This is a genomic window from Streptomyces sp. NPDC001744, from assembly GCF_042892575.1.
Classification (GTDB): Bacteria; Actinomycetota; Actinomycetes; order Streptomycetales; family Streptomycetaceae; genus Streptomyces.
The window spans coordinates 257,558-280,688 of record NZ_JBIAUG010000007.1 but is presented as its reverse complement, the minus strand read 5'-3'; the positions used below and the strand labels follow the sequence as shown (position 1 = coordinate 280,688).

22 protein-coding genes and 1 riboswitch are annotated in these 23,131 nt (G+C 72.2%); of the genes, 16 read left to right on the top strand and 6 right to left on the bottom strand.

Annotated features, from left to right (window positions below; all coding sequences use genetic code 11):
* Nucleotides 1–186: 186 nt before the first annotated feature.
* The 10 genes from ACFYZY_RS11900 to ACFYZY_RS11855 all read left to right on the top strand — a co-directional run bounded on the left by ACFYZY_RS11900 (nucleotide 187) and on the right by ACFYZY_RS11855 (nucleotide 10,618).
* Nucleotides 187–795, top strand: a complete 609-nt coding sequence (locus ACFYZY_RS11900; protein WP_388692456.1) for a CDP-alcohol phosphatidyltransferase family protein — start codon at nucleotides 187–189, stop codon at nucleotides 793–795.
* 116 nt (nucleotides 796–911) lie between these two features.
* The gene (locus tag ACFYZY_RS11895) at nucleotides 912–3,407 is read left to right on the top strand and encodes a sugar phosphate nucleotidyltransferase (RefSeq protein WP_388692454.1); all 2,496 of its coding nucleotides are present in this window, start codon (nucleotides 912–914) and stop codon (nucleotides 3,405–3,407) included.
* Between the two features lie 101 nt (nucleotides 3,408–3,508).
* On the top strand, nucleotides 3,509–4,435 hold the full coding sequence (locus ACFYZY_RS11890) for a DUF881 domain-containing protein (RefSeq protein ID WP_388692452.1): 927 nt from the start codon (nucleotides 3,509–3,511) through the stop codon (nucleotides 4,433–4,435).
* Entirely contained in the window at nucleotides 4,432–4,764 is a 333-nt protein-coding gene (locus tag ACFYZY_RS11885; RefSeq protein WP_388692450.1) for a small basic family protein, read from the top strand. The genes ACFYZY_RS11890 and ACFYZY_RS11885 overlap by 4 nt, the downstream gene beginning before the upstream one ends.
* Before the next feature lie 269 nt (nucleotides 4,765–5,033).
* Nucleotides 5,034–5,921, top strand: a complete 888-nt coding sequence (locus ACFYZY_RS11880; protein WP_388692480.1) for a DUF881 domain-containing protein — start codon at nucleotides 5,034–5,036, stop codon at nucleotides 5,919–5,921.
* Between the two features lie 82 nt (nucleotides 5,922–6,003).
* Nucleotides 6,004–6,942: an FHA domain-containing protein gene (locus tag ACFYZY_RS11875; RefSeq protein ID WP_388692478.1), complete on the top strand. Its 939-nt coding sequence runs from the start codon at nucleotides 6,004–6,006 to the stop codon at nucleotides 6,940–6,942.
* 31 nt (nucleotides 6,943–6,973) lie between these two features.
* Complete coding sequence (locus tag ACFYZY_RS11870) at nucleotides 6,974–7,717, top strand: MerR family transcriptional regulator (RefSeq protein WP_388692449.1); 744 nt, start codon at nucleotides 6,974–6,976, stop codon at nucleotides 7,715–7,717.
* Nucleotides 7,718–7,770: 53 nt separating this feature from the next.
* Nucleotides 7,771–8,244, top strand: a complete 474-nt coding sequence (locus tag ACFYZY_RS11865) for a bifunctional nuclease family protein (RefSeq protein WP_388692447.1) — start codon at nucleotides 7,771–7,773, stop codon at nucleotides 8,242–8,244.
* 231 nt (nucleotides 8,245–8,475) lie between these two features.
* A complete protein-coding gene (locus ACFYZY_RS11860; RefSeq protein ID WP_388692445.1) occupies nucleotides 8,476–9,093 on the top strand; it encodes a MerR family transcriptional regulator in 618 nt (205 codons plus the stop codon).
* Nucleotides 9,094–9,160: 67 nt separating this feature from the next.
* A complete protein-coding gene (locus ACFYZY_RS11855) occupies nucleotides 9,161–10,618 on the top strand; it encodes a DNA polymerase IV (RefSeq protein ID WP_388692444.1) in 1,458 nt (485 codons plus the stop codon).
* 85 nt (nucleotides 10,619–10,703) lie between these two features.
* Here ACFYZY_RS11855 and ACFYZY_RS11850 read toward each other — a convergent pair whose 3' ends face one another.
* Complete coding sequence (locus tag ACFYZY_RS11850; protein WP_388692442.1) at nucleotides 10,704–11,078, bottom strand: PRC-barrel domain-containing protein; 375 nt, start codon at nucleotides 11,076–11,078, stop codon at nucleotides 10,704–10,706.
* Nucleotides 11,079–11,190: 112 nt separating this feature from the next.
* A riboswitch (glycine riboswitch) is annotated at nucleotides 11,191–11,290 on the top strand.
* Between the two features lie 178 nt (nucleotides 11,291–11,468).
* Here ACFYZY_RS11850 and gcvP point away from each other — a divergent pair.
* Nucleotides 11,469–14,354 (top strand): aminomethyl-transferring glycine dehydrogenase, encoded by a 2,886-nt coding sequence (gene gcvP / locus ACFYZY_RS11845; protein WP_388692440.1) that lies wholly within the window; start codon nucleotides 11,469–11,471, stop codon nucleotides 14,352–14,354.
* A 76-nt stretch (nucleotides 14,355–14,430) separates the two neighbouring features.
* On the opposite strand, the gene ACFYZY_RS11840 is transcribed toward gcvP, so the two are convergent.
* Together ACFYZY_RS11840 and ACFYZY_RS11835 are read right to left on the bottom strand one after the other, a co-directional pair.
* The gene (locus tag ACFYZY_RS11840; protein WP_388692438.1) at nucleotides 14,431–14,637 is read right to left on the bottom strand and encodes a DUF5999 family protein; all 207 of its coding nucleotides are present in this window, start codon (nucleotides 14,635–14,637) and stop codon (nucleotides 14,431–14,433) included.
* A gap of 335 nt (nucleotides 14,638–14,972) precedes the next feature.
* Nucleotides 14,973–15,560, bottom strand: a complete 588-nt coding sequence (locus ACFYZY_RS11835) for a hypothetical protein (RefSeq protein WP_388692437.1) — start codon at nucleotides 15,558–15,560, stop codon at nucleotides 14,973–14,975.
* A gap of 493 nt (nucleotides 15,561–16,053) precedes the next feature.
* On the opposite strand from ACFYZY_RS11835, the gene ACFYZY_RS11830 reads away from it, so the two are divergent.
* Nucleotides 16,054–17,553 (top strand): glutamate--cysteine ligase, encoded by a 1,500-nt coding sequence (locus tag ACFYZY_RS11830; protein WP_388692435.1) that lies wholly within the window; start codon nucleotides 16,054–16,056, stop codon nucleotides 17,551–17,553.
* An 89-nt stretch (nucleotides 17,554–17,642) separates the two neighbouring features.
* Nucleotides 17,643–18,440, top strand: coding sequence for a CPBP family intramembrane glutamic endopeptidase (locus ACFYZY_RS11825; protein ID WP_388692434.1), 798 nt, complete (start codon nucleotides 17,643–17,645; stop codon nucleotides 18,438–18,440).
* A gap of 61 nt (nucleotides 18,441–18,501) precedes the next feature.
* Here ACFYZY_RS11825 and ACFYZY_RS11820 read toward each other — a convergent pair whose 3' ends face one another.
* Nucleotides 18,502–19,311: a PhzF family phenazine biosynthesis protein gene (locus ACFYZY_RS11820; protein ID WP_388692432.1), complete on the bottom strand. Its 810-nt coding sequence runs from the start codon at nucleotides 19,309–19,311 to the stop codon at nucleotides 18,502–18,504.
* Between the two features lie 234 nt (nucleotides 19,312–19,545).
* Between ACFYZY_RS11820 and ACFYZY_RS11815 the strand changes: the two genes are divergently transcribed.
* Nucleotides 19,546–20,175 (top strand): PadR family transcriptional regulator, encoded by a 630-nt coding sequence (locus tag ACFYZY_RS11815; RefSeq protein WP_388692431.1) that lies wholly within the window; start codon nucleotides 19,546–19,548, stop codon nucleotides 20,173–20,175.
* Between the two features lie 72 nt (nucleotides 20,176–20,247).
* On the opposite strand, the gene ACFYZY_RS11810 is transcribed toward ACFYZY_RS11815, so the two are convergent.
* The gene (locus ACFYZY_RS11810; RefSeq protein ID WP_388692428.1) at nucleotides 20,248–20,472 is read right to left on the bottom strand and encodes a hypothetical protein; all 225 of its coding nucleotides are present in this window, start codon (nucleotides 20,470–20,472) and stop codon (nucleotides 20,248–20,250) included.
* Nucleotides 20,473–20,666: 194 nt separating this feature from the next.
* Between ACFYZY_RS11810 and ACFYZY_RS11805 the strand changes: the two genes are divergently transcribed.
* Entirely contained in the window at nucleotides 20,667–21,281 is a 615-nt protein-coding gene (locus ACFYZY_RS11805; protein WP_388692426.1) for a Clp protease N-terminal domain-containing protein, read from the top strand.
* A gap of 23 nt (nucleotides 21,282–21,304) precedes the next feature.
* Nucleotides 21,305–22,351, top strand: coding sequence for a DMT family transporter (locus ACFYZY_RS11800; protein WP_388692425.1), 1,047 nt, complete (start codon nucleotides 21,305–21,307; stop codon nucleotides 22,349–22,351).
* A 73-nt stretch (nucleotides 22,352–22,424) separates the two neighbouring features.
* Here ACFYZY_RS11800 and ACFYZY_RS11795 read toward each other — a convergent pair whose 3' ends face one another.
* Nucleotides 22,425–23,096: a pyridoxamine 5'-phosphate oxidase family protein gene (locus ACFYZY_RS11795; protein WP_388692423.1), complete on the bottom strand. Its 672-nt coding sequence runs from the start codon at nucleotides 23,094–23,096 to the stop codon at nucleotides 22,425–22,427.
* Nucleotides 23,097–23,131: the final 35 nt, after the last annotated feature.

Below are 23,131 nucleotides of genomic sequence, written 5' to 3'. Positions count from 1 at the left end.
TGCAGGGGGGACCCTGTGGGAGAGTAGGACACCGCCGAACAATTTTTGGCCTCAACCCCCGGACCATGTCCGGGGGTTGAGGCATTTTTGCGTTCCGGGCCGGACGGTACCCCTGTACGGAACGGCCGGTGGCCGAGGGTAAGGTCGGGGGGCAATGTCGGCACCAGCTCAGCAGGAGGCCCCCGGGTGGAGGTCCAGGAGACTCGCGTTCAGACCGACCGGGTCCTCACCATCCCCAACATTCTCAGCATGGCGCGTCTCGTCGGCGTGCCGCTGTTTCTGTGGCTGATCCTCCGGCCCGAGTTCGGTGGCCCCAAGAGCGACGGATGGGCGCTTCTCGTGCTGGCGCTGAGCGGCGTCAGCGATTATCTCGACGGCAAGCTCGCCCGGCGCTGGAACCAGATCAGCAGTCTCGGCCGGCTGCTCGATCCGGCCGCCGACCGCCTGTACATCCTCTCCACTCTCGTCGGCCTCACCTGGCGGGAGATCCTGCCTCTCTGGCTCACCGCCGCCCTTCTGGCGCGCGAGGCCATGCTTCTCGTCATGGTGGGAATCCTGCGACGCCACGGCTACCCGCCGCCGCAGGTGAACTTCCTCGGAAAAGCTGCGACTTTCAACCTCATGTACGCGTTCCCGTTGCTGCTTCTCAGTGACGGAAACGGCTGGCTTTCGTCACTCGCTGAAGTTTTCGGGTGGGCCTTCGCCGGATGGGGTACAACTCTGTATTGGTGGGCAGGAATCCTCTACGTGGTCCAGGTCCGTCGACTCGTGAAGACGGATACCGAGGCCGATTGAGCCCGTCCCTCATGTGTCGAGCAGCGTCGCCGGCAACGACGAGGACGTCCGCGGGCGACTGAGCGGACAGGCGAAGTCGGCAGGACCGTCATCTCTTGAAGGAGGACGCTTCCGACATGAAGGCCGTCGTGATGGCCGGTGGCGAGGGAACACGTCTTCGCCCCATGACCTCGAGCATGCCCAAGCCTCTTCTGCCGGTGGTGAACCGGCCGATCATGGAGCACGTCCTACGACTGCTCAAGAGGCACGGTCTCAACGAGACCGTCGTCACCGTCCAGTTCCTCGCCTCCCTGGTCCGGAACTACTTCGGCGACGGCGAAGAGCTCGGAATGGAGCTGACGTATGCCAACGAGGAGAAGCCGCTCGGTACAGCGGGCAGTGTGAAGAACGCCGAGGAAGCGCTGAAGGACGACGCCTTCCTCGTCATCTCCGGGGACGCGCTCACGGATTTCGACCTCACGGATCTCATCGCCTTCCACAAGGAGAAGGGCGCCCTCGTCACGGTCTGCCTCACCCGAGTGCCGAACCCGCTGGAGTTCGGCATCACGATCGTCGACGAAGAGGGCAGGGTCGAGCGCTTCCTCGAGAAGCCCACCTGGGGGCAGGTCTTCTCCGACACCGTCAACACGGGCATCTACGTCATGGAGCCCGAGGTCTTCGACTACGTCCAGGCGGACACCTCGGTCGACTGGTCGGGTGACGTCTTCCCCCAGCTCATGAAGGAGGGCAAGCCGATCTACGGCTATGTCGCCGAGGGCTACTGGGAGGACGTCGGCACTCACGAGAGCTATGTGAAGGCGCAGGCGGACGTCCTGGAGGGCAAGGTCCAGGTCGACATCGACGGCTTCGAGATCTCGCCCGGCGTGTGGGTGGCCGAAGGTGCCGAGGTGCACCCCGACGCGGAGCTGCGGGGGCCGCTCTACATCGGTGACTACGCGAAGGTCGAGGCCGGCGCCGAGATCCGCGAGCACACCGTCGTGGGCTCCAACGTGGTCGTCAAGAGCGGTGCCTTCCTGCACAAGGCCGTCGTCCACGACAACGTCTACATCGGTCAGCAGAGCAATCTGCGCGGCTGCGTGATCGGCAAGAACACCGACATCATGCGGGCCGCCCGGATCGAGGACGGAGCCGTCATCGGGGACGAGTGCCTCGTCGGTGAAGAATCGATCGTGCAGGGCAACGTCCGGGTGTACCCGTTCAAGACGATCGAGGCCGGCGCCTTCGTCAACACCTCGGTCATCTGGGAGTCCCGCGGACAGGCCCACCTCTTCGGAGCACGCGGTGTCTCCGGCATCCTCAACGTGGAGATCACCCCGGAGCTGGCCGTACGCCTCGCCGGGGCGTACGCGACGACCCTGAAGAAGGGCGCGACCGTCACCACGGCCCGCGACCACTCCCGAGGGGCCCGCGCCCTGAAGCGGGCGGTGATCTCCGCGCTGCAGACCAGCGCCATCGACGTGCGGGACCTGGAGAACGTGCCGCTGCCGGTGGCGCGGCAGCAGACCGCCCGGGGCAGCGCCGGCGGCATCATGATCCGGACCTCGCCCGGGGTGCCCGACTCCGTCGACATCATGTTCTTCGACGAGCGCGGGGCCGACCTCTCCCAGGGAGGGCAGCGCAAGCTGGACCGCGTGTTCGCGCGCCAGGAGTACCGCAGAGCCTTCCCCGGCGAGATCGGCGACCTCTCCTTCCCGGCGAGCGTCTTCGACTCGTACACCGGTTCGCTGCTGCGGAACGTCGACACCTCCGGGATCGCGGAGGCCGGCCTGAAGGTCGTCGTGGACGCCTCCAACGGCAGCGCCGGGCTCGTACTGCCCAGCCTGCTCGGACGGCTCCAGGTCGATTCGCTCACGATCAACCCCGGACTCGACGAGTCGCGGCCCACCGAGTCGCCCGAGAGCCGGCGGGCCGGTCTCGTACGGCTCGGGGAGATCGTCGCCTCGGCCAGGGCCGCGTTCGGCGTACGGTTCGACCCCGTCGGCGAGCGGCTGTCCCTCGTGGACGAACGGGGGCGGATCATCGAGGACGACCGCGCGCTCCTGGTGATGCTGGACCTGGTGGCGGCCGAACGCCGTTCCGGCCGGGTCGCGCTGCCCGTGACCACCACCCGGATCGCCGAGCAGGTCGCCGCGTACCACGGCACCCAGGTCGAGTGGACGACCACCTCGCCCGACGACCTGACGAGGGTCGGCCGGGAGGAGGAGACCATCTTCGGCGGCGACGGACGCGGCGGCTTCATCGTGCCCGAGTTCAGCAGCGTCTTCGACGGCACCGCCGCGTTCGTGCGCCTGCTCGGCCTCGTGGCGCGGACCCAGCTCACGCTGAGCCAGATCGACGCCCGCATCCCGCGTGCGCACGTCCTGAAGAGGGACGTCGCCACCCCCTGGGCCGTCAAGGGCCTCGTGATGCGCCGGGTGGTGGAGGCGGCGGGCACCCGTTCCGTCGACACCACCGACGGCGTCCGGGTGGTCGAGGCCGACGGACGCTGGGTGATGGTGCTGCCCGACCCGGCGGAGGCCGTCACCCATCTGTGGGCGGAGGGCCCCGACGACACCTCCGCCCAGGCCCTGCTCGACGAGTGGGCCGAGGTGGTCGACAGCGCAGGTCGCTGACGGGGACGAGCCGTCCGGTGGGGAGGTGCCCGAGGGGCGCCTCCCCACCGGACGGAGGGGCCATTCGGCGGTAGGCCGTACGACGTGCGACGATGTGCGGCATGTCGCAGCAGTCCCCCGTTCGGAGCACCGGTTCGCCTCCGCCGCGCCCGGACGCCTCCATGTCGCTGCTGAACAACGTCATCGACCACGCCCTCGACGACGGCTACGCCGAGGCCACCGCCCGGCGCGCCGCCGAGGGCGGGGGACTGCCCCGCAGCCTGCGGGCCAAGATCGGCCTGGCCGCCGGCCTGGCGCTCGCCGCCGCCGTGGTGACCGTCGGAGCCGCCGAGGCGCGCGTCTCCGCGCCGGTCGTCGCCAAGGAGCGGCAGGAGCTGATCGGCCGGATCGAGGCGGACACGTCGAGCGCCGACGAGCTGGCGCGGGACGTCGAGCGGATGCGGTCCGAGGTCGGGGAACGCCAGCGGCGGGCGTTGCAGCAGTACGGCGGCGACCAGGCCGAACTGGTGGCGCTGCTCTCGGGCGCCACGCCGGTCCGCGGTCCCGGGGTGCGGCTCGTCGTGGACGACGCCAAGGGGACCGACGCCGGTGGTGGCGGGCCCCGGGAGAGCAGCGGCTTCTCCGACACGGGCCGCGTCCGCGACCGGGACATGCAGCGCGTGGTCAACGGGCTGTGGGAGTCGGGCGCCGAGGCGGTCGCGATCAACGGGCAGCGGCTGACGTCGCTGTCCGCGATCAGGGCCGCCGGCGACGCCATACTGGTCGACAACAAGCCGCTGGTGCCGCCGTACACCGTCCTCGCGATCGGGGACGGGCAGCGGCTGAGCACCGCGTTCCAGGGCAGCGCCGACGGGCAGTACCTGCGCGCGCTGGTGGAGAACTTCGGGATCAGGAGCCGGATCTCGGCCGAGGGCGACGTGCGCCTGCCGGCCGCGCCCAGCCTGACCGTACGTACCGCAGAGCCGAGGAGGGCCGGGGCGACGCCTTCCGGCCGGGCCACGGCCGAGACAGGGAAGGGCACATCGTGATCGCCGTACTGGGGCTGATCGCCGGAGTGGTGGTCGGACTGTTGGTCCGTCCCGAGGTTCCGGCGGTGTTCGAGCCCTATCTCCCGATCGCCGTGGTCGCCGCTCTCGACGCGGTCTTCGGCGGGCTGCGGGCCATGCTCGACGGGATCTTCGTCGACAAGGTCTTCGTGGTCTCGTTCCTGTCCAACGTGGTGGTGGCCGCGCTGATCGTCTTCCTCGGCGACAAGCTGGGCGTGGGCGCGCAGCTGTCCACCGGCGTGGTCGTCGTCCTCGGCATCCGGATCTTCTCCAACGCGGCCGCCATCCGGCGTCACGTCTTCCGGGCGTGAGGCCGATGAGCGAGAACCCCGGGAACCCCGAGAGCCGGCAGAACCACGAGAACCACCAGAACCACCAGAATCCCGAGAAGTCCCGGAACCCCGAGAACGACCGGAGTTCCGAGGCCGGCGGGAGCACCGGGAGCCCCCGGGAGAACGGGACTTCCGGCGCCGTGGGCCCCCGGGGTCCCGGGAGTGGCGGTGCGCCCGGAGGGGACCGCGCCACGGACCGGCCCGTGCCGCCGGAATCCCCGGGCGGGAAGCCGGGGGCGGACGGGGGCCTGTCGAAGACCGGGCCGTCTCCCGCGCCCGGACGACCTTCCGCACCCGAACCGTCCCGCGTTCCCCAGCCGTCTTCCGCACCCGAGTCGTCTTCCACTCCCGGGCCGCCCGCCGCTCCCGGGGCGCCGACCGTTCCCGGGGCGCCGGCCCGGCCCGTCCGGGACGAGCAGGGCGGGCGGCGCCGGCTCGTCTCCGCGCTGTGGCCGCCGAGGGTGACCAGGGCTCAGCTCGTCGTCGCGCTGCTGCTGTTCGGCCTCGGCCTCGGTCTGGCCATCCAGGTCTCCTCGACCAGCGACAACAGTGCCCTGCGCGGCGCGCGCCAGGAGGACCTGGTGCGGATCCTCGACGAACTCGACGACCGCACGCAGCGCCTGGAGGACGAGAAGACCCGCCTGGAGAAGCAGCGGTCCGAGCTGGAGTCCAGCTCGGACCAGGCCGAGGAGGCGCGCAAGCAGACCCAGGAGAAGGAACGGCAGCTCGGCATCCTGGCCGGCACGGTCGCCGCCGAGGGGCCCGGCATCACCCTGAGCGTCGGCGACCCCACCGGGGCGGTCGAGTCGGACATGCTGCTCGACGCCATCCAGGAGCTGCGCGCGGCGGGCGCCGAGGCCATCCAGGTCAACGGGGTCCGGGTGGTGGCGGACAGCTATTTCACCGGTGGTGGCGACGACATGCGCATCGATGGAACGAAGGTGACCGCTCCGTACGTCTTCAAGGTCATCGGCAAGCCCGAGGACCTCGAGCCCGCGCTCAACATCCCCGGCGGCGTCGTGCAGACCCTGGAGAAGGAGCAGGCCACGGCCACGGTGGAGCGGGCGGCGAAGATCGTCGTCGACGCCTTGCGACCGGCGAAGCGGCCTGACTACGCTCAGTCGTCCTCGCGGTGAGGAGGCGTGCGAGAAGGGTCCCGCGACAAGCGCGGGGCGTTGCGGGGGGTCGGCGCACCACAACGGTGGTGCGTGGTGGAAACTGTCCGGAGGATACGGACGTTGTGAAGGTGTCCGGGTCGGCAGGTGTGATGGATCTCGGTTCGTCCTGCCCCACGGGCGGGTCTGTTTCGGTCAAGGGGAATCGCCCGTGAAGTTGTTTGCGAAGTTGTTCGGCAAGAGCGGACGCGAGGACGGCGGCAACGCCCGGCACCGCGCGCCGCGCCACCAGAGCGAGGAGCAGGGGGAGGAGCGCCCGCTCTTCCGCGACGAGGTCGAGGGCCGGGGCGGTGACATTCCGGGCACATCGGGCGCGTCCTCTGTTGACCCCGCCGGGGCCGCCCGCATAGGTTTCGGAGAACCATCGACCTCGGGTACAGGTGGAGGGTTTTCCTCCGACCCGTACGCGACACAGACCTCGGCGGGGCAGCCGCGGCAGGAGGGTGCGTCCATGCCGGTGTGTACGAGGTGCGGTCACCGGAACGCGGCCGACAGCCGTTTCTGCTCCCACTGCGGTACGCCGCTGCGGGGCGGGGCCGTGCCCGAGCGCGCGTCGGAGACGACCTCCACGATCTCCATCTCGGGCCTGGAGGCCTACGACGCGGAGATCACCGGCCAGACCGCGCTGCCCTCGCTCTCTCCCGAGACGCTGGCGGCCGTGGAGGCGCTGCCGCCGGGTTCCGCCCTGCTCGTGGCGCGCCGGGGGCCGAACTCCGGCAGCCGGTTCCTCCTCGACGGCGAGCTGACGACGGCCGGTCGTCATCCGCAGAGCGACATCTTCCTGGACGACGTCACGGTCTCCCGGCGCCACGTGGAGTTCCGGCGGGCGCAGGACGGCAGCTTCACCGTCTCCGACGTGGGCAGCCTCAACGGCACCTACGTCAACCGCGAGCCGATCGAGTCGGTCGTCCTGTCCAGCGGCGACGAGGTCCAGATCGGCAAGTACCGGCTGGTCTTCTATGCGAGCCAGCGGGGCGTGTGACGCCTCGGAGAAGCCCCTTCAGGGAAGGTCCATGCTGCGAACACCGACGGGCGGTGCCGGATTCGGCGCCGCCGCCGAGGGCGACAGGCTGGTCAGCATCGGCACGGTGCTGAACCAGCTGCGCGACGAGTTTCCCGAAGTGACCATCTCCAAGATCCGGTTCCTGGAGGCCGAGGGGCTCGTCGAGCCCCGGCGGACGGCCTCCGGATACCGGAAGTTCAGCCCGCAGGACGTGGAGCGACTCGCCCAGATCCTGCGGATGCAGCGGGACCACTATCTTCCGCTGAAGGTCATCCGCGAGCACCTCGACGCCCTCGCCCGGGGGGAGCAGGTCCGGCTTCCGGCACCCGGGCGCCGACGGGACCTCCTGGAGGGGCCCTGGGAGCAGGAGGTGGAGCCGCCGGCCGCCGCGCGGCTCGACCGGGCCGAACTGCTCGCCGCCGCCGAGGTGACCGAGGCCGAACTCGCCGAGTGGGAGTCGTACGGCCTGATCGCCGAGGCGCCGGGCGGGGGCTACGACGCCGAGACCGTCACCGTCGCGCGGCTCGTCGCGGATCTGGGGAGGTTCGGTCTGGAACCCCGGCACCTGCGGGCCGTCAAGGCGGGCGCCGACCGGGAGGCCGGGTTGATCGAACAGGTGGTCGCGCCGCTGCGCCGGCACCGGAACCCGCAGACCAGGGCCCATGCGGAGGCCACCGCCAAGGAGCTGGCCGCGCAGTCGGTGCGGCTGCACGCGGCCCTGGTGCAGATCGCTCTGGGCATCCGCTCGCAGTGACCCGGGAGGGGCCCGACTATCCAAACCGGGCGGGCACGTCCTAGGGTTGCTGTGTGAACGAGCTCGACGTTGTGGGTGTCCGCGTGGAAATGCCCTCCAACCAGCCGATCGTGCTCCTGCGTGAAGTGGGAGGCGATCGGTTCCTCCCCATCTGGATCGGACCGGGTGAGGCGACGGCGATCGCCTTCGCCCAGCAAGGGATGACGCCTCCGCGACCGCTGACGCACGACCTCTTCAAGGACGTGCTGGAGGCCGTGGGGCAGGAACTCACCGAAGTCCGCATCACGGATCTGCGTGACGGGGTCTTCTACGCCGAACTGGTCTTCGCCAGCGGCGTCGAGGTGAGTGCGCGGCCGTCCGACGCGATAGCGCTGGCCCTCCGGACCGGTACGCCTATCTTCGGCAGCGACGGCGTCCTGGACGACGCCGGCATCGCGATCCCGGACGAGCAGGAGGACGAGGTGGAGAAGTTCCGCGAATTCCTCGATCAGATCTCGCCGGAGGACTTCGGGACCAACAGTCAGTGAGACCGGCCGCCGGTCACCGGTGGGGCCGGTGACCGGCCGGACCGGGCGGTACGGCCGGAGGCCGTTCGCGGGGCGCTGTCAGAGCATTCGAGTAGCCTTTCCCCGAAGAGAGATACGGGAAACCACTCTCAGGGTGATTATCACTCGGCGTGCCGAGTGTGGCGATCGTTGACGCACCCCGAGTGACTGCCTACCTTCGTGTGGGCAGGTCAAGGACGGAGGGTCGGCGTGATGAGCAGCGCGGACGGTACGGCAGGCAGCTCCCTCGGACGGGTGTCCGGGGAGAGCGCTCCGTATCCGCTTCACGGCAGTGTGGGCGACTTCGGTACGGACGCCGGTGCGGGCGTGCCGGATGAAGGGGTGGGCTACCGCGGTCCCACGGCCTGTGCGGCCGCCGGGATCACCTACCGCCAACTGGACTACTGGGCACGCACCGGGCTCGTGGAGCCGAGTGTGCGGCCCGCGTACGGGTCGGGCACGCAGCGGCTCTACAGCTTCCGCGACGTCGTCGTCCTGAAGATCGTCAAGCGTTTCCTCGACACCGGGGTGGCCCTGCAGAACATCCGGGCCGCCGTGCAGCACCTGCGGGCCCGGGGCTTCCGCGACCTGGAGCGGATGACGCTCATGAGCGACGGGGCCACCGTCTACGAGTGCTCCTCGCCCGACGAGGTCGTGGACCTGCTCCAGGGCGGACAGGGCGTCTTCGGCATCGCCGTCGGGGTGGTCTGGCGGGACGTGGAGACGGCGCTGTCGCAGCTGCACGGGGAGCGGGTGGACACCGGCGAGACCCTCGTGGGACACAACCCGGGGGACGAGCTGGCCAGGCGGCGCAGGGACAGGGCGGTCTGAGACCGCGGCCCGCCCCGCTCCCGGGGCCGGTGGGGCGTTGTCAGTGGCGTAGGGCAGCATCGGACCCGTGAGAGCCGCGCCGACGATCCTGCACCTCGACATGGACGCGTTCTTCGCCGCCGCCGAGCAGGCGGCGAAGCCCAGCCTGCGCGGGAAGCCCGTGGTCGTCGGCGGTCTCGGACCCCGGGGAGTGGTGGCCACCGCGTCGTACGAGGCACGCCGCTTCGGGGTCCACTCCGCGATGCCGATGGGGCAGGCGCGACGGCTCGCGCCGAACGCGGCCTACCTCGTACCGCGCTTCTCCTTCTACCGGTCGATCAGCGAGCAGGTCATGGAGCTGCTCGGGCTCCTCTCCCCGCTCGTGGAGCCCCTCAGCCTCGACGAGGCGTTCGTGGACCTGGAGGCGGGAGGCGTCGCCGACGACCCCGCGAGCGCGCGGGCCGCGGGGGAGCGGCTGCGGGCCGACATCCTGGCGACGACGGGTCTGACGGGTTCGGTGGGGCTCGCCGCGTCCAAGATGATCGCGAAGATCGCCTCCGAGGAGGCGAAGCCGAACGGGCTCGTCCTCATCGAGCCAGGGACCGAGCGGGAGCTTCTGGGGCCGCGTTCCGTACGCATCCTCCCCGGCGTCGGGCCGGCGACCGGGGAGCACCTGCGCAGGGCCGGGATGACCACGGTCTCCGACCTCGCGGAGGCGGGCGAGGACGAACTCGTACGGCTCCTCGGCCGGGCGCACGGGGCCTCGCTGTACCGGATGGCGCAGGGGTACGACGACCGGGCCGTGGTGGCCGAGCGGGACGCCAAGTCCGTCTCGGTCGAGGACACCTTCGACGTGGACCTGCACGACCGGACACGGATCCGGGCCGAGGTCGAGCGCCTCGCCGAGCGGTGCGTGGGGCGGCTGCGGGCGTCGGGCCACTCGGGGCGCACGATCGTCCTGAAGGTCCGGAGGTTCGACTTCTCGACGCTGACCCGGTCCGAGACGCTGCGGGGGCCGACGGACGCCCTCGGGGTCGTGCGGGAGGCCGCCGGGCGGCTGCTCGACGCGGTGGACACCACGGGGGGCGTGCGGCTGCTGGGGGTGGGGGTGAGCGGGCTCGCGGACTACACGCAGGAGGACCTGTTCGCCCAGGCGGAGGCGGCGGCGGAAGCGGCGGGGGAGCGGGCCGCCGGGGAGGCGGACGGCGCGGCGCGGACGGACGGCGTGGCGGGGGCGGAGACCGCCGGGGCCGGGGCCGCCGGACCGGTGGAACGCCACTGGACACCCGGGCACGACGTGCGGCACGCCGTGTACGGGGCCGGCTGGGTGCAGGGGAGCGGGGTCGGGCGGGTCACGGTGCGGTTCGAGGAGCCGTGGTCGGCGCCGGGGCGGGTGCGGACGTTCGCCGTGGACGATCCGGAGCTGACGGCGGGGGAGGCGCTGCCGCTGGTGAGGCGGGGGACGCCGGTGGGCGGTGCCGTGCCGCCGGCGGCCGCGGGACACGGGGACGGGTCCGGTCCGGACCCCTTCCCGTCCCGCCCGTGACGGCGGGACGGGAAGGGAGGGACGTTTCCCGGACGCCCGCGTCCCCGGCGGGTCCCGGACCGTCCCGCGGGGCGGCCGGACCGGGTCAGGCGCCTTCCTGGCCCGCCAGGTGTCCGAAGTCCTTGTCCGGGTGGTCCGCGGGGGAGGAGGGGAGGGCGAGGCCGTAGTGGCGGTAGAGCTGGAGTTCCTGTTCCGGCGAGAGGTGGCGGCCCACGCCGAAGTCCGGGGCGTCCTTGATGAGGGCGCGTGCGAACGGGACGTGGAGGCCGTCGTCGAGCAGGTCGCTCGGCTCCAGGGGGACGAAGGCGTCCCGGCTGAACAGACCGGTGCGGACGGCGGCCCACTCCGGTACGCCGGTCGCGTCGTCCAGGTACACCTCGTCGACGGTCCCGATCTTGTTCCCGTCGCGGTCGAACGCCTTGCGGCCGATCAGGCTGCGCGGATCGATGTCGGTCTGCACGGTCCCTCCAAAGGGTCGCGGCTCCTCTACCCCCTACCAAAGGGCACATCCGGGATGTCGGCCACTTGAGCGAAGGGGGTCACCATCGCGCTGGTAGGCTGGGCGTGGCTGTCGACCCCGTGCGGGAGAGTCCCCCGGAGAAACCTTCCGGTGGACGCCGAAGGAGCAAATCCTCCCCGGAATCTCTCAGGCCCCTGTACCGCGCGGACGAGGTCACTCTGGAAAGCAGAGCGGATGTCCGACGGCATGCGCTCTCACCGACGGTGAAAGCCGGCGTGCCGCGAGGCGTGCCGGTGAAACTCTCAGGTTGAGATGACAGAGGGGGAGGCCGTCCGGGCACCCGCGCCGTGGTGCCCCTCGCAGGTCGTGACGACCAGGAGGCCTCCGTACATGACCGCCAACCGCATTCCGCTCTCCGAACTCGAACAGGGCATCCCGTTCGAGCAGCGGCACATCGGGCCCGATGCCGAGGCCCGGGCCAAGATGCTCGCCCAGGTCGGTTACGGCTCGCTCGACGAGCTCACGGCCGCCGCGGTGCCGGACGTGATCAAGAACGCCGAGGCGCTGGGCCTGCCGGCCGCGCGCACCGAGGCCGAGGTCCTCGCCGAGCTGCGGACGCTCGCCGACCGCAACCAGGTCCTCGCCCCGATGATCGGCCTCGGCTACTACGGCACCTTCACCCCGCCGGTGATCCTGCGGAACGTGATGGAGAACCCCGCCTGGTACACGGCCTACACGCCGTACCAGCCGGAGATCTCCCAGGGCCGCCTGGAGGCCCTGCTGAACTTCCAGACGATGGTCGCCGACCTGACCGGTCTGCCCACCTCCGGCGCCTCCCTCCTGGACGAGGGCACCGCCGCCGCCGAGGCCATGGCCCTGTCCCGCCGCGTCGGCAAGGTCAAGAACGGCGTCTTCCTGGTCGACGCCGACGCCCTGCCGCAGACGATCGCCGTCATCGAGACCCGCGCCGAGCCGACCGGCGTCGAGGTCGTCGTCGCCGACCTGAGCGAGGGCATCCCCGCCGAGGCCGCCGAGCGCGGCGTCTTCGGCGTGCTCGTCCAGTACCCCGGTGCCTCCGGCGCCGTCCGCGACATCAAGCCGCTGATCGACGCGGCCCACGAACTCGGCGCGATCGTCACCGTCGCCGCCGACCTCCTCGCGCTCACCCTGCTCACCTCGCCCGGCGAGCTGGGGGCCGACATCGCCGTCGGCACCACGCAGCGGTTCGGCGTCCCCATGGGCTTCGGCGGGCCGCACGCCGGCTACATGGCCGTCCAGGACAAGCACGCCCGCTCCCTGCCCGGCCGCCTCGTGGGCGTGTCCGTCGACGCCGACGGCAACCGCGCGTACCGCCTGGCGCTCCAGACCCGCGAGCAGCACATCCGCCGCGAGAAGGCCACCAGCAACATCTGCACCGCGCAGGTGCTGCTCGCCGTCATGGCCGGCATGTACGCCGTCTACCACGGCCCCGAGGGCCTCAAGGGCATCGCGCTCCGCACCCACCGGTACGCCGCGATCCTCGCCGCCGGCCTGCGCGCCGGGGGCGTCGAGCTCACCGGGGACGCCTTCTTCGACACCCTCACCGCCCGCGTCCCCGGCAGGGCCGACGAGGTCGTCGCCGCCGCCCGCGAGGCCGGTGTCAACCTCTACCGCGCCGACGCCGACCACGTCTCCGTCTCCTGCGACGAGACCACCGGCCGCGACCAGCTCGCCGCCGTCTGGGCCGCCTTCGGCGTCACCGCCGACGTCGAGTCCCTGGACGCCGTCACCGAGGACGCGCTGCCCGCCGGTCTGCTGCGCTCCGACGCGTACCTGACGCACCCGGTCTTCCACGCGCACCGTTCCGAGACCTCCATGCTGCGCTACCTGCGCCGGCTCGCCGACCGCGACTACGCGCTCGACCGCGGCATGATCCCGCTCGGCTCCTGCACGATGAAGCTGAACGCGACCACCGAGATGGAGCCGGTGACCTGGCCCGAGTTCGGCCAGATCCACCCCTTCGCCCCGGTCGAGCAGGCGCAGGGCTACCTCACGCTCATCACCGAGCTGGAGGAGCGCCTCGCCGAGGTCACCGGCTACGACAAGGTGTCGATCCAGCCCAACGCCGGTTCGCAGGGCGAGCTGGCCGGTCTGCTCGCCGTCCGCGCGTACCACCGGGCCAACGGCGACGAGCAGCGCACCGTCTGCCTCATCCCGTCCTCCGCGCACGGCACCAACGCCGCTTCCGCGGTGATGGCCGGGATGAAGGTCGTCGTGGTGAGGACCGCCGACGACGGCGAGATCGACGTCGAGGACCTGCGGGCCAAGATCGCCCAGTACCGTGACGAGCTGTCCGTGCTGATGATCACCTACCCGTCGACGCACGGCGTCTTCGAGGAGCACGTCGCCGACATCTGCGCCGAGGTCCACGAGGCCGGCGGCCAGGTGTACGTCGACGGCGCCAACCTCAACGCCCTGGTCGGCCTGGCCAAGCCGGGGCACTTCGGCGGCGACGTCTCGCACCTGAACCTGCACAAGACCTTCTGCATCCCGCACGGCGGCGGCGGCCCCGGCGTCGGCCCGGTCGGCGTGCGCGCCCACCTCGCCCCGTACCTGCCGAACCACCCGCTCCAGCCCACCGCGGGCCCGGAGACCGGCGTCGGCCCGATCTCGGCCGCCCCGTGGGGCTCCGCCGGCATCCTGCCGATCTCGTGGTCGTACGTGCGCCTGATGGGCGGCGAGGGCCTCAAGCGGGCCACCCAGGTCGCGGTGCTCGCGGCGAACTACATCGCCAAGCGCCTGGAGCCGCACTTCCCGGTGCTCTACACCGGTCCGGCCGGCCTGGTCGCCCACGAGTGCATCGTGGACCTGCGCCCGCTCTCCAAGGAGACCGGCGTCACCGTCGACGACATCGCCAAGCGCCTCATCGACTACGGCTTCCACGCGCCGACGATGTCCTTCCCGGTGGCCGGCACGCTGATGATCGAGCCGACCGAGTCCGAGGACCTGACCGAGCTGGACCGCTTCTGCGACACGATGATCGCGATCCGGGCCGAGATCGAGAAGGTCGCCGCGGGCCAGTGGCCCGCGGACGACAACCCGCTGCGCAACGCCCCGCACACCGCGGCCGCCCTCGGCGGCGGGTGGGACCACCCGTACACCCGTGACGAGGCCGTCTTCCCGGCGGGCGTCTCGGCCGCCGACAAGTACTGGCCGCCGGTGCGCCGGATCGACGGCGCCTTCGGCGACCGCAACCTCGTCTGCTCCTGCCCGCCGCTGGACGCGTACGACAACTGAGGCCGGACGCCTTCGTGACGGGGGCCGGTCCGGAGGGTTCTCCTCCGGACCGGCCCCCGTCCTCCGTCCGGGCCCGTCAGGCGGCGGTCGTCACCCGGCCCGCCGCGAGGGGACGGTGCGGGGCGATGACCTGTCCGTCCGGCAGCAGTTCACCGGTGTCCTCGAAGAGCAGGACGCCGTTGCACAGCAGGCTCCAGCCCTGCTCCGGGTGGTGTGCCGTCAGTCGGGCCGCCTCCCGGTCGGCGGAGTCGGCGGTGGGACAGGCGGGATGGTGCTGGCACATGGATGGGTTCTTTCGCTGCGTCGTGGTGGATGTCCTGCGGCTCTGCGCGCTCATGGCCGCCCCCGTCGGTCGGTTCGGTTCCGGTCCCAGTCTTGCTCCGGGGGCGGGCTTCCGCAGGCATTTCGCGGCAGCTCGTCCCCTCTCGGAGGGACGCGTCACCCGCAAGGGCGGTTCGGTCCAACCACCCCGCCCCTTCGGGTGGTTCGGGGTGGTCCGGGCGGGCTAGTCCGTACGGGAGGGGCGTTCGGGCGGCGCGTTCGGACGCCCGGTCCGGGCAGCGGCGCGCCCCGTGTCCCGGACGGGGCACGGGGCGGTGGCGTGCGGGGAAGGGCGGTTCAGGCGGGTGCCGGTGAGCCCAGGAGCGGCGGCGCGAGCCGCGTGCTGAGGACGGGCAGGAGGTCGGCGGCCGGGTAGGGGTGGTGGGCCGTGATCCCCGGCGGCGCGGGAGCCAGCGGCACCAGCAGGTCGGCGGCGGCCGGGGCGGCGGTGGTGTCGTCCGCCTCCGGGTCCGCCTGCAGCCAGAGGGTCAGCATGTAGAGCTCCGGTACGGAGAGCAGCCGCGGCCGGTACGCGACCGGGATCTTTTCGGCCTGCTGCAGGGCCCGTTCCGTGGAGGAGACGTACGGTCCCTCGAAGAAGTGCGAGAAGGACCAGCCGTCCGGAGTGGGCGCGGTGTCCGCGGCCGCGATCGTCCGGTCCCCGTTCCGGATCAGGAAGCGCCATCCGGCGAGCCGGGTGCGAGGCGGATGCCCCGGAGCTCCGGTGATGTCCAAGACGTGGACGGGCAGGGGGAGTTCGGGGCTCAGCGGTCCCTGCGCGACCCGCAGGGCGGGGGTTCGCGCCTCACGGACGACGGTCGGTGAGCCGAGCGCCGCGAGGACGCTGCGGAGGGCCGGCCCGGGGGCCGGGGAGGGTCGGAGCATGGTGGGTCGCCTCTCGCTCAGGAGACACGGTGACGCGTGGGCAGGTACGACGGCGCTGTCGGCGGCGGGGCCAGAGAGGGGCCGTGGGGCCATGGCACGGGGCCGTGATCGGGCGCCAACACTCTGCCTCGTCCGCGGAGTTTATACGACACGTGTTCACACAGTGTTTCCGCTAGACGTCCCCGTTATTCCTGGCAAGGCGTCATCAGGACTTCGTCGCGGGGCGGAGAAGCGGAATCAGGAGGACGATACCGCTCTCACCCGCGTATATCACACGGGTTCGGTCGGCCGAATTCCGACCATGGCTTTCCAGGCAATATGGCGTCGGTATGTGACGATCATTCGTTGCCTGTGGAATGTGCCATTGGAGTGCTGCGTCCAGCCTATCGTCCGACAAGCCGGTCCCGCGGGCGTTGTGGATCAGCGGGGTGGGCATCATGGTCCGTGACGCGCGGCCGCCATGGTGGCCGCCCAGCCGGGGAAGGACACTTCGATGGGCGAGAAGGTCGTGGCCGACGGGTTCGGCCCGTCCGACCGACAGCACTACCGGAGGAAACTCCAGCAATGTCTGGCGGGACTCGCGAGGCTCCTGGCGGAGAAGAGGTTCGACCGCCCGCGCAATCTCATGGGCGTGGAGATCGAACTCAATCTCGCCGGGGCCGACGGGCTGCCCCGCATGCTCAACGGTCCGGTTCTCGAAAAGATCGCGAGCACCGATTTCCAGACGGAACTCGGAATGTTCAACCTCGAAGTCAACATCGCCCCCCACCAGCTGGAGGGCCGCGTATTCGACCGGCTGGCGGAGGAGATCGGGGCCGGCATCGGATACGCCGACCGCATGGCGGCGGAACTCGACGCGGGCGTCGTCATGATCGGCGTGCTGCCCACGCTCGAACAGCACGACCTGGTGCCCGAGAACCTGTCGGACAACGACCGCTACGCGCTCCTCAACGACCAGATCCTCGCCGCCCGGGGGGAGGACCTCGTCCTCGACATCCACGGCGTCGAACACCTCCGGTGCACCTCGGAGTCGATCGTGCCCGAGGCGGCCTGCACCTCGGTCCAGCTCCACCTCCAGGTGACACCGGCCCGGTTCGCCGCCGTGTGGAACGCGGCGCAGGCCGTCTCCGGCGTGCAGATCGCGCTCGGCGCCAACGCGCCCTTCGTCTTCGGCCACGAGCTGTGGCGGGAGTCCCGGCCGCCGCTCTTCCAGCAGGCCACCGACACCCGGCCGCCCGAGCTGCAGTCCCAGGGGGTCCGGCCGCGCACCTGGTTCGGGGAGCGGTGGGTCGACTCGGCCTACGACCTCTTCGAGGAGAACCTCCGTTACTTCCCCGCCCTCCTCCCCGTCCGGGACGAGGAGGACCCGCTGCTCGTTCTCGACCGGGGAGGCGTGCCGGGCCTCCGGGAACTGGTCCTGCACAACGGCACGGTCTACCGCTGGAACCGGCCCGTGTACGGCGTGGTCGACGGGGTCCCGCACCTGCGCGTCGAGAACCGGGTCCTGCCGGCGGGTCCGACCGTGACGGACGTGATCGCCAACGCGGCCTTCTACTACGGCCTCGTGCGCGCGCTCGCCGACGAACCCCGGCCCGTCTGGAAGCGGATGGCCTTCGAGGACGCCGAGGCCAACTTCGACACGGCCTGCCGCCACGGCATCGAGGCGGAGCTGCGCTGGCCCCGCCCGGGACGCGCGGGCGGCGTCGCGACCGTGCCGGCGGTACGGCTCGTCCTGGACGAGCTGCTGCCGCTCGCCGCGACGGGACTCGACGCCTGGCGCATCGAGCCCGCCGACCGGGACTTCTACCTCGGCGTGATCGAACAGCGCTGCCTGCGGCGGGTGAACGGCGCCTCCTGGCAGGCCGACACCTTCCACCGGGCCCTGGAGGCGGGCCTCGACCGGCGGACGGCGCTCGCGGCGACGACCCGCCGCTACCGGACCCTCATGAGCGCGGGCGATCCGGTGCACACCTGGCCGGTCGGCATCGGCTGAGGCGGCCCCCTCCGCCTCCGTCCCGGAGCCTCGCATGGGGGATCATGTCCCCACGGGTTCGGTCGTCCGGGGAAGTGGAGACAGATGTGGTGTCCGAGCAACGAGTGAGGGAAGCCTCCCCGTCCCCCGACGGGCCGGCGCCCCGGGTGTTGCGCTCCGAGACGCTGATCGTGCTCTCCCTCTCGCTCGGGGCGAGCGGCGTGTCGGCGCTCATCAGCTTCGTCGGCTCGCTCACCAGGCCCGGTGCGCTGAAGGAACAGGCGGCGACCCTCAACGGCTCGTACGCGCCGGGGCGGCCCTGGCTCGACCTGTCCTGGCAGCTCTTCGGCATCGCCACGGCGCTGGTGCCGGTCGTGCTCGTCGCCCACCTCCTGCTGCGGGAGGGCTCGGGCCTCCGGGCCATCGGTTTCGACCGGACCCGGCCGTGGCCCGACCTCGGGCGCGGGACGCTGGTCGCGGCGGGGATCGGGAGTGCCGGGCTCGCGTTCTACCTGGCGGCGAGGGCGTCCGGGTTCAACCTGACGGTGGTTCCCGAGTCGCTGCCGGACGTGTGGTGGAAGTACCCCGTGCTCATCCTGTCGGCGGTCCAGAACTCCGTCCTGGAGGAGGTGATCGTCGTCGGCTACCTGCTGCGCAGACTGGGGCAGCTGGGGTGGACCCCGACGGCGGCGCTCGTGGCCAGTTCGGTGCTGCGCGGCTCGTACCACCTCTACCAGGGGATCGGCGGTTTCCTCGGCAACGTGGTGATGGGCGTGGTCTTCGTCCTGCTGTACCGCCGCTGGGGCCGGGTCGGGCCGCTGGTCGTGGCGCACGCGCTGCTCGACATCGTGGCCTTCGTCGGGTACGGGCTGCTCGCGGGGAAGGTGGGCTGGCTGCCGACCGCGTGACGGGCGCGACGGGAGGGGCGCACGGGTTCTCCGGGCGCCCCTCCCGTCGTCTGCGCGGGGGTCAGGCGCGCAGGTCCCCCTCGACGACGGTGACGGCGTGGCCGTTCAGGAAGGTGCGGTCGCCGCGCAGGCGGGTGCGGACGAGTCCGGTGCGGGCGCCGCCCTGGAAGCCGGTCAGGTCGTCGCGTCCGAACCGGGCCGACCAGAGGGGGGCGAGCGCGGTGTGGGCGCTGCCGGTCACCGGGTCCTCGTCGATGCCCACGGCGGGGAAGAAGCCGCGCGAGACGAAGTCGTAGCCGTTGTCCGGGCGTTCGGCGGCGGCGGTCGCGATGACGCCGCGCGAGGACACGCGGCGCAGGGCGGCGAAGTCGGGGGCGAGGGAGCGCACGGTGGTCTCGTCGCGCAGTTCGACGACGAGGTCGCCGATGTGGGCGCCCGTGTCGTGGACGGCGACGGCCTCGGCGCCGAGCGCCTCCTCCAGGCCCTCCGGGACGGGGACCGGGACGAGGGGGGAGGTCGGGAAGTCCATCGTGATCGTGCCGTCGTCCTCGGCGGTGGCGCCGAGGACGCCGCAGCGGGCCGCGAAGCGGACGGTGCCGGTCGCGGCGCCGGTGGTGTGCAGGACGTGGGCCGTGGCCAGCGTGGCGTGGCCGCACATGTCGACCTCGGTGGTCGGGGTGAACCAGCGCAGGGCCCAGTCGGCCTCGCTCCCGGCGGGCAGCGGATGGGCGAAGGCGGTCTCGGAGAGGTTGACCTCGGCGGCGACCTTCCGGAGCCAGTCGTCCTCCGGGAAGGAGTCGAGGAGGAGGACCCCCGCGGGGTTGCCGGAGAAGGGCCGGTCGGTGAAGGCGTCGACGATTCGGATGCGCATGGCGGCGACGGTACCGGGGCCGGATTTCCGCGGGCCAAGGCCAATCGCGGAGAACTGGACCGTACGTACGGCCCCGTGCGGGGCCGCGGGCCGCGCGGCGGTCCGGCTCCGGCGGCGCCCGGTGGCGGGGGAGGGCCCGCCGTGGGTTTCCCTCTTGCTCGACGGGTGTTGCCGATATATCGTTGAAGCATCGCGATGATTCGAAGAAGTGATGCCGACGGAAGGAGTGTCGCGATGCGTTCCCATGGACACGAGTACGGAGACGGACACGGAGCCGGCCGTGGAGGCCGCGGACGCGGCCCCGGGGGCCGGGGGGACTTCGACGGACGGCGCGCCGCGTTCGGGCCCTTCGGGCCCGGGTTCGGCGGCGGGCCGTTCGGGGGCGGCCCCTTCGGGGGGCGCGGTCGCGGCGGCGGCCGGGGACGGGCGCGCCGCGGTGACGTGCGGGCTTCGATCCTGGCGCTCCTGAAGGACCGCCCGATGCACGGCTACGAGATGATCCGGGAGATCGGCGAGCGCAGCGACGGGGCCTGGAGGCCCAGCCCCGGCTCGGTCTACCCCACCCTCCAGCTGCTCGAGGACGAGGGGCTGATCACCAGCGCGAGCGAGGGCGGCAAGAAGCTGTTCGCGCTCACCGACACCGGTCGCGCCGAGGCCGAGGACGGGCCCGAGGCTCCCTGGGAGGAGGCCGGACGCGGGGTGGACTGGGAGGCCGTGAACGAGATCCGGCAGGCCGGCTTCGGGCTGATGGAGGCGGTCGGGCAGGTCTGGAAGACCGGCAGCGCCGAACAGCGGCAGAAGGCGGTCGCCGTGATCAACGAGGCCCGCAAGAAGCTGTACCTGATCCTGGCCGACGAGCACTGAGGCCGGGAGGGGCCCGTGACGACCGCCGGAACCGGGATCGTCACGGGCCCCCTCCGTGCGCCCGCCGGGCGTTCAGTGCCGGTGGGCCGTCAGTTCCGCGGCGGCCGGGCCCGCGCCACCGCCGACCCACCGGATCTCGGCCGTGTCGAAACTGTCGGAGGCGCGCGGGGCCCCGTCCTCCTCGTGGCAGTGGAACGCGGCCCAGAACAGATCGGCAGGCAGCGCCCCCCGGGGTGCGTACACCCGGTACACGTACTGCCGTCCGTCGAGCGCGAGCAGACCCACCGTCCAGAACACGTCCGTAGGACGAGCGGGGAGGGGGTCCTGGTTGCGGCGGGACGCGGGGCAAGGCGGCGCGCCCTCCCGGGGACGGGAAACACGATCTCATCCGCAAGGAGGAGGACCCGCGCGTCCGTGCCCCACTCCGGTGGGACGCGGACATGCTCCTCCCCGGCGATGTCCCGGACGCCGGAGTCTGATGAGGTGGGAGCGTGCACCGTCCCGTCCCCCGCCCTCCGTCGCCCGTCGCCCCGCGCGCGGAGCTCACGTCCTTCCTGACGCCGTCGCTCGCCGCGGTCGTCACGGGCGCGCGGCGCAGGGCCCTCCGGGGCGGGGACCGCCAGGTCGACACCGCGCACCTGCTGCACTCGCTGGTCGAGTCCGACCCCGGGGCCGCCGCCGCGCTCGGAGGTGACGACCGGCTCGCCCGCGTCCTCGGCTACCTCGTCCAGCGGTCCATCGGCTACGGCCTGCGCTGGCAGCGCTCCGTCGAGGACACGGGAACCGGCCGCCCACTCCCCGCGCCGCGCGGGGACGAACCCCGGCAGACCCGTACCTCCGGCTGGTCACCGGCCGCGACCGCCGCCCTGGAGGGCGCCTTCCGGCGGGCCGCCGAGCGCGGTGCGCCCCGGGCCGGGAGCGCCGACCTGCTCGCCGTCGTCGCCGCCGATCCCGGGAGCCGGGCCGCCGAGGTGCTGCGCCGCGCCGGGGTCGATCCCGACGCCTTGGCCGCCCGCGCCGACGCCCCGGACCCCGTCGGCGGCGCCTCCGGCGAGATCTGCCACGAGGGGCCGCCCCCACAGGTGCGACGGGGGTTACACCCCTGACGGGGGCCTGCCATCATGACCCCATGCACGCGTCTCAGGTGAGAAGCGCCGGCCTGGGGCTCGCCCTCGTGTCGGCCTTCGCGTTCGGTGGTTCGGGAGTGGCGGCCAAGCCGCTCATCGAGGCGGGGCTCGACCCGCTCCACGTGGTGTGGCTCCGGGTCGCCGGCGCCGCGCTCGTGATGCTTCCGGTGGCCTGGCGCCACCGGCACCTCCTGCGCCGCCACCCCGCCCTCCTCGCGGGCTTCGGGCTGCTCGCCGTCGCCGGGGTCCAGGCCTTCTACTTCGCCTCGATCTCCCGGATCCCCGTCGGCGTCGCCCTCCTCGTGGAGTACCTCGCCCCGGCCCTCGTCCTCGGCTGGGTCCGCTTCGTCCAGCACCGGCCGGTCACCCGCGCCGCCGCCTTCGGCGTCGTCCTCGCCGTCGGCGGCCTCGCCTGCGTCGTCCAGGTCTGGTCCGGCCTGCGCTTCGACCTCGTCGGGCTGCTCCTGGCGCTCGCCGCCGCCTGCTGCCAGGTCGGCTACTTCGTCCTCTCCGACCAGGGCGCCGACGGGGCCGAGCGGGCCGACCCGGTCGGGGTGATCGCGTACGGGCTGCTCATCGGCGCCCTCGTCCTCACCGTCGTGTCCCGGCCGTGGGGCATGGACTGGGGGGTCCTGGGCGGTCACGTCCGCATGGACGACGTCGGCGTGCCCGCCTGGCTGCTGCTCGGCTGGATCGTCCTGATCGCCACCGTCCTCGCCTACGTCACCGGGGTCGTCTCGGTGCGCCGGCTCTCTCCGCAGGTGGCGGGCGTCGTGGCCTGCCTGGAGGCGGTCGTCGCGACCGTCCTCGCCTGGATCCTGCTCGGCGAGCACCTGGGCGCGCCGCAGATCGCCGGTGGCGCGATGGTCCTGGTCGGCGCCTTCATCGCCCAGTCCTCGACCCCGAAGGCACCGCCGGCCGGACCCGTGGCCGGATCGGGCGACGGGAGCGCGGGGGAGGCCGGGGCGCCCGGAGTCCCCGGCGGGGCGGCCCGGACGGAGCCCGGGGACCGGGGCACGGAGCTGCCCACCGGGTGGAGCGCGCCGTAGGCCGTGTCCCGTACCCGGCGAGGGCCGGGCCGGGCTCCGCGACGGCCCGGTCCCGCCGGTCCCTCCTCCGCCGTCAGAGCGCGGTGAGGTAACCGGGGAGGGCGATGCCAGGGTCGAGGTCGTCGGCTGGGACCGGCGCGCCGTAGCCGTTCCGTACGGGGACCACGCCGGACCAGTGGGGAAGGCCGAGGTCCTCGGGGTCGTCCGAAGGTCCGCCGGAACGGACCTTCGCCGACACCTCGTCCAGGTCGAGGCGGATCACCGAGGTGGCGGCGAGTTCCTTGGCGTTCGCCGGGCGCGAGTCGGCGGAACGGCCGGGGACGACGTGGTCCACGAGGGCGTCGAGCGCGATCCGCCGTTCCTCCGGGTCGGTGACCTGGTGCGCGATGCCGTGCACGACGACCGAGCGGTAGTTGAGGGAGTGGTGGAAGGCGGAGCGGGCGAGCACGAGGCCGTCGACGTGGGTGACGGTCAGGCAGACCGGCAGGCCCGGGGCCTTCGTGCCGTCGCCGGTCGCGCGCAGCGGCCGCGAGCCGGTGGAGCCGTGGACGTAGAGGCGTTCGCCGACCCGGCCGAAGAGGGTCGGCAGGACGACCGGCGCGCCGTCCCGGACGAAGCCGAGGTGGCAGACGTACGCCTCGTCGAGTATCGAGTGGACCAACTCCCTGTCGTACGAGGCGCGTTCACGGGAGCGCGTGGGCACGGTCCGGTCGGACGGGGTGTAGGCGTCGGCGGGGGCGCTCATTGCGTACTCCATTGCACTAGTGCATACTGTTTTTT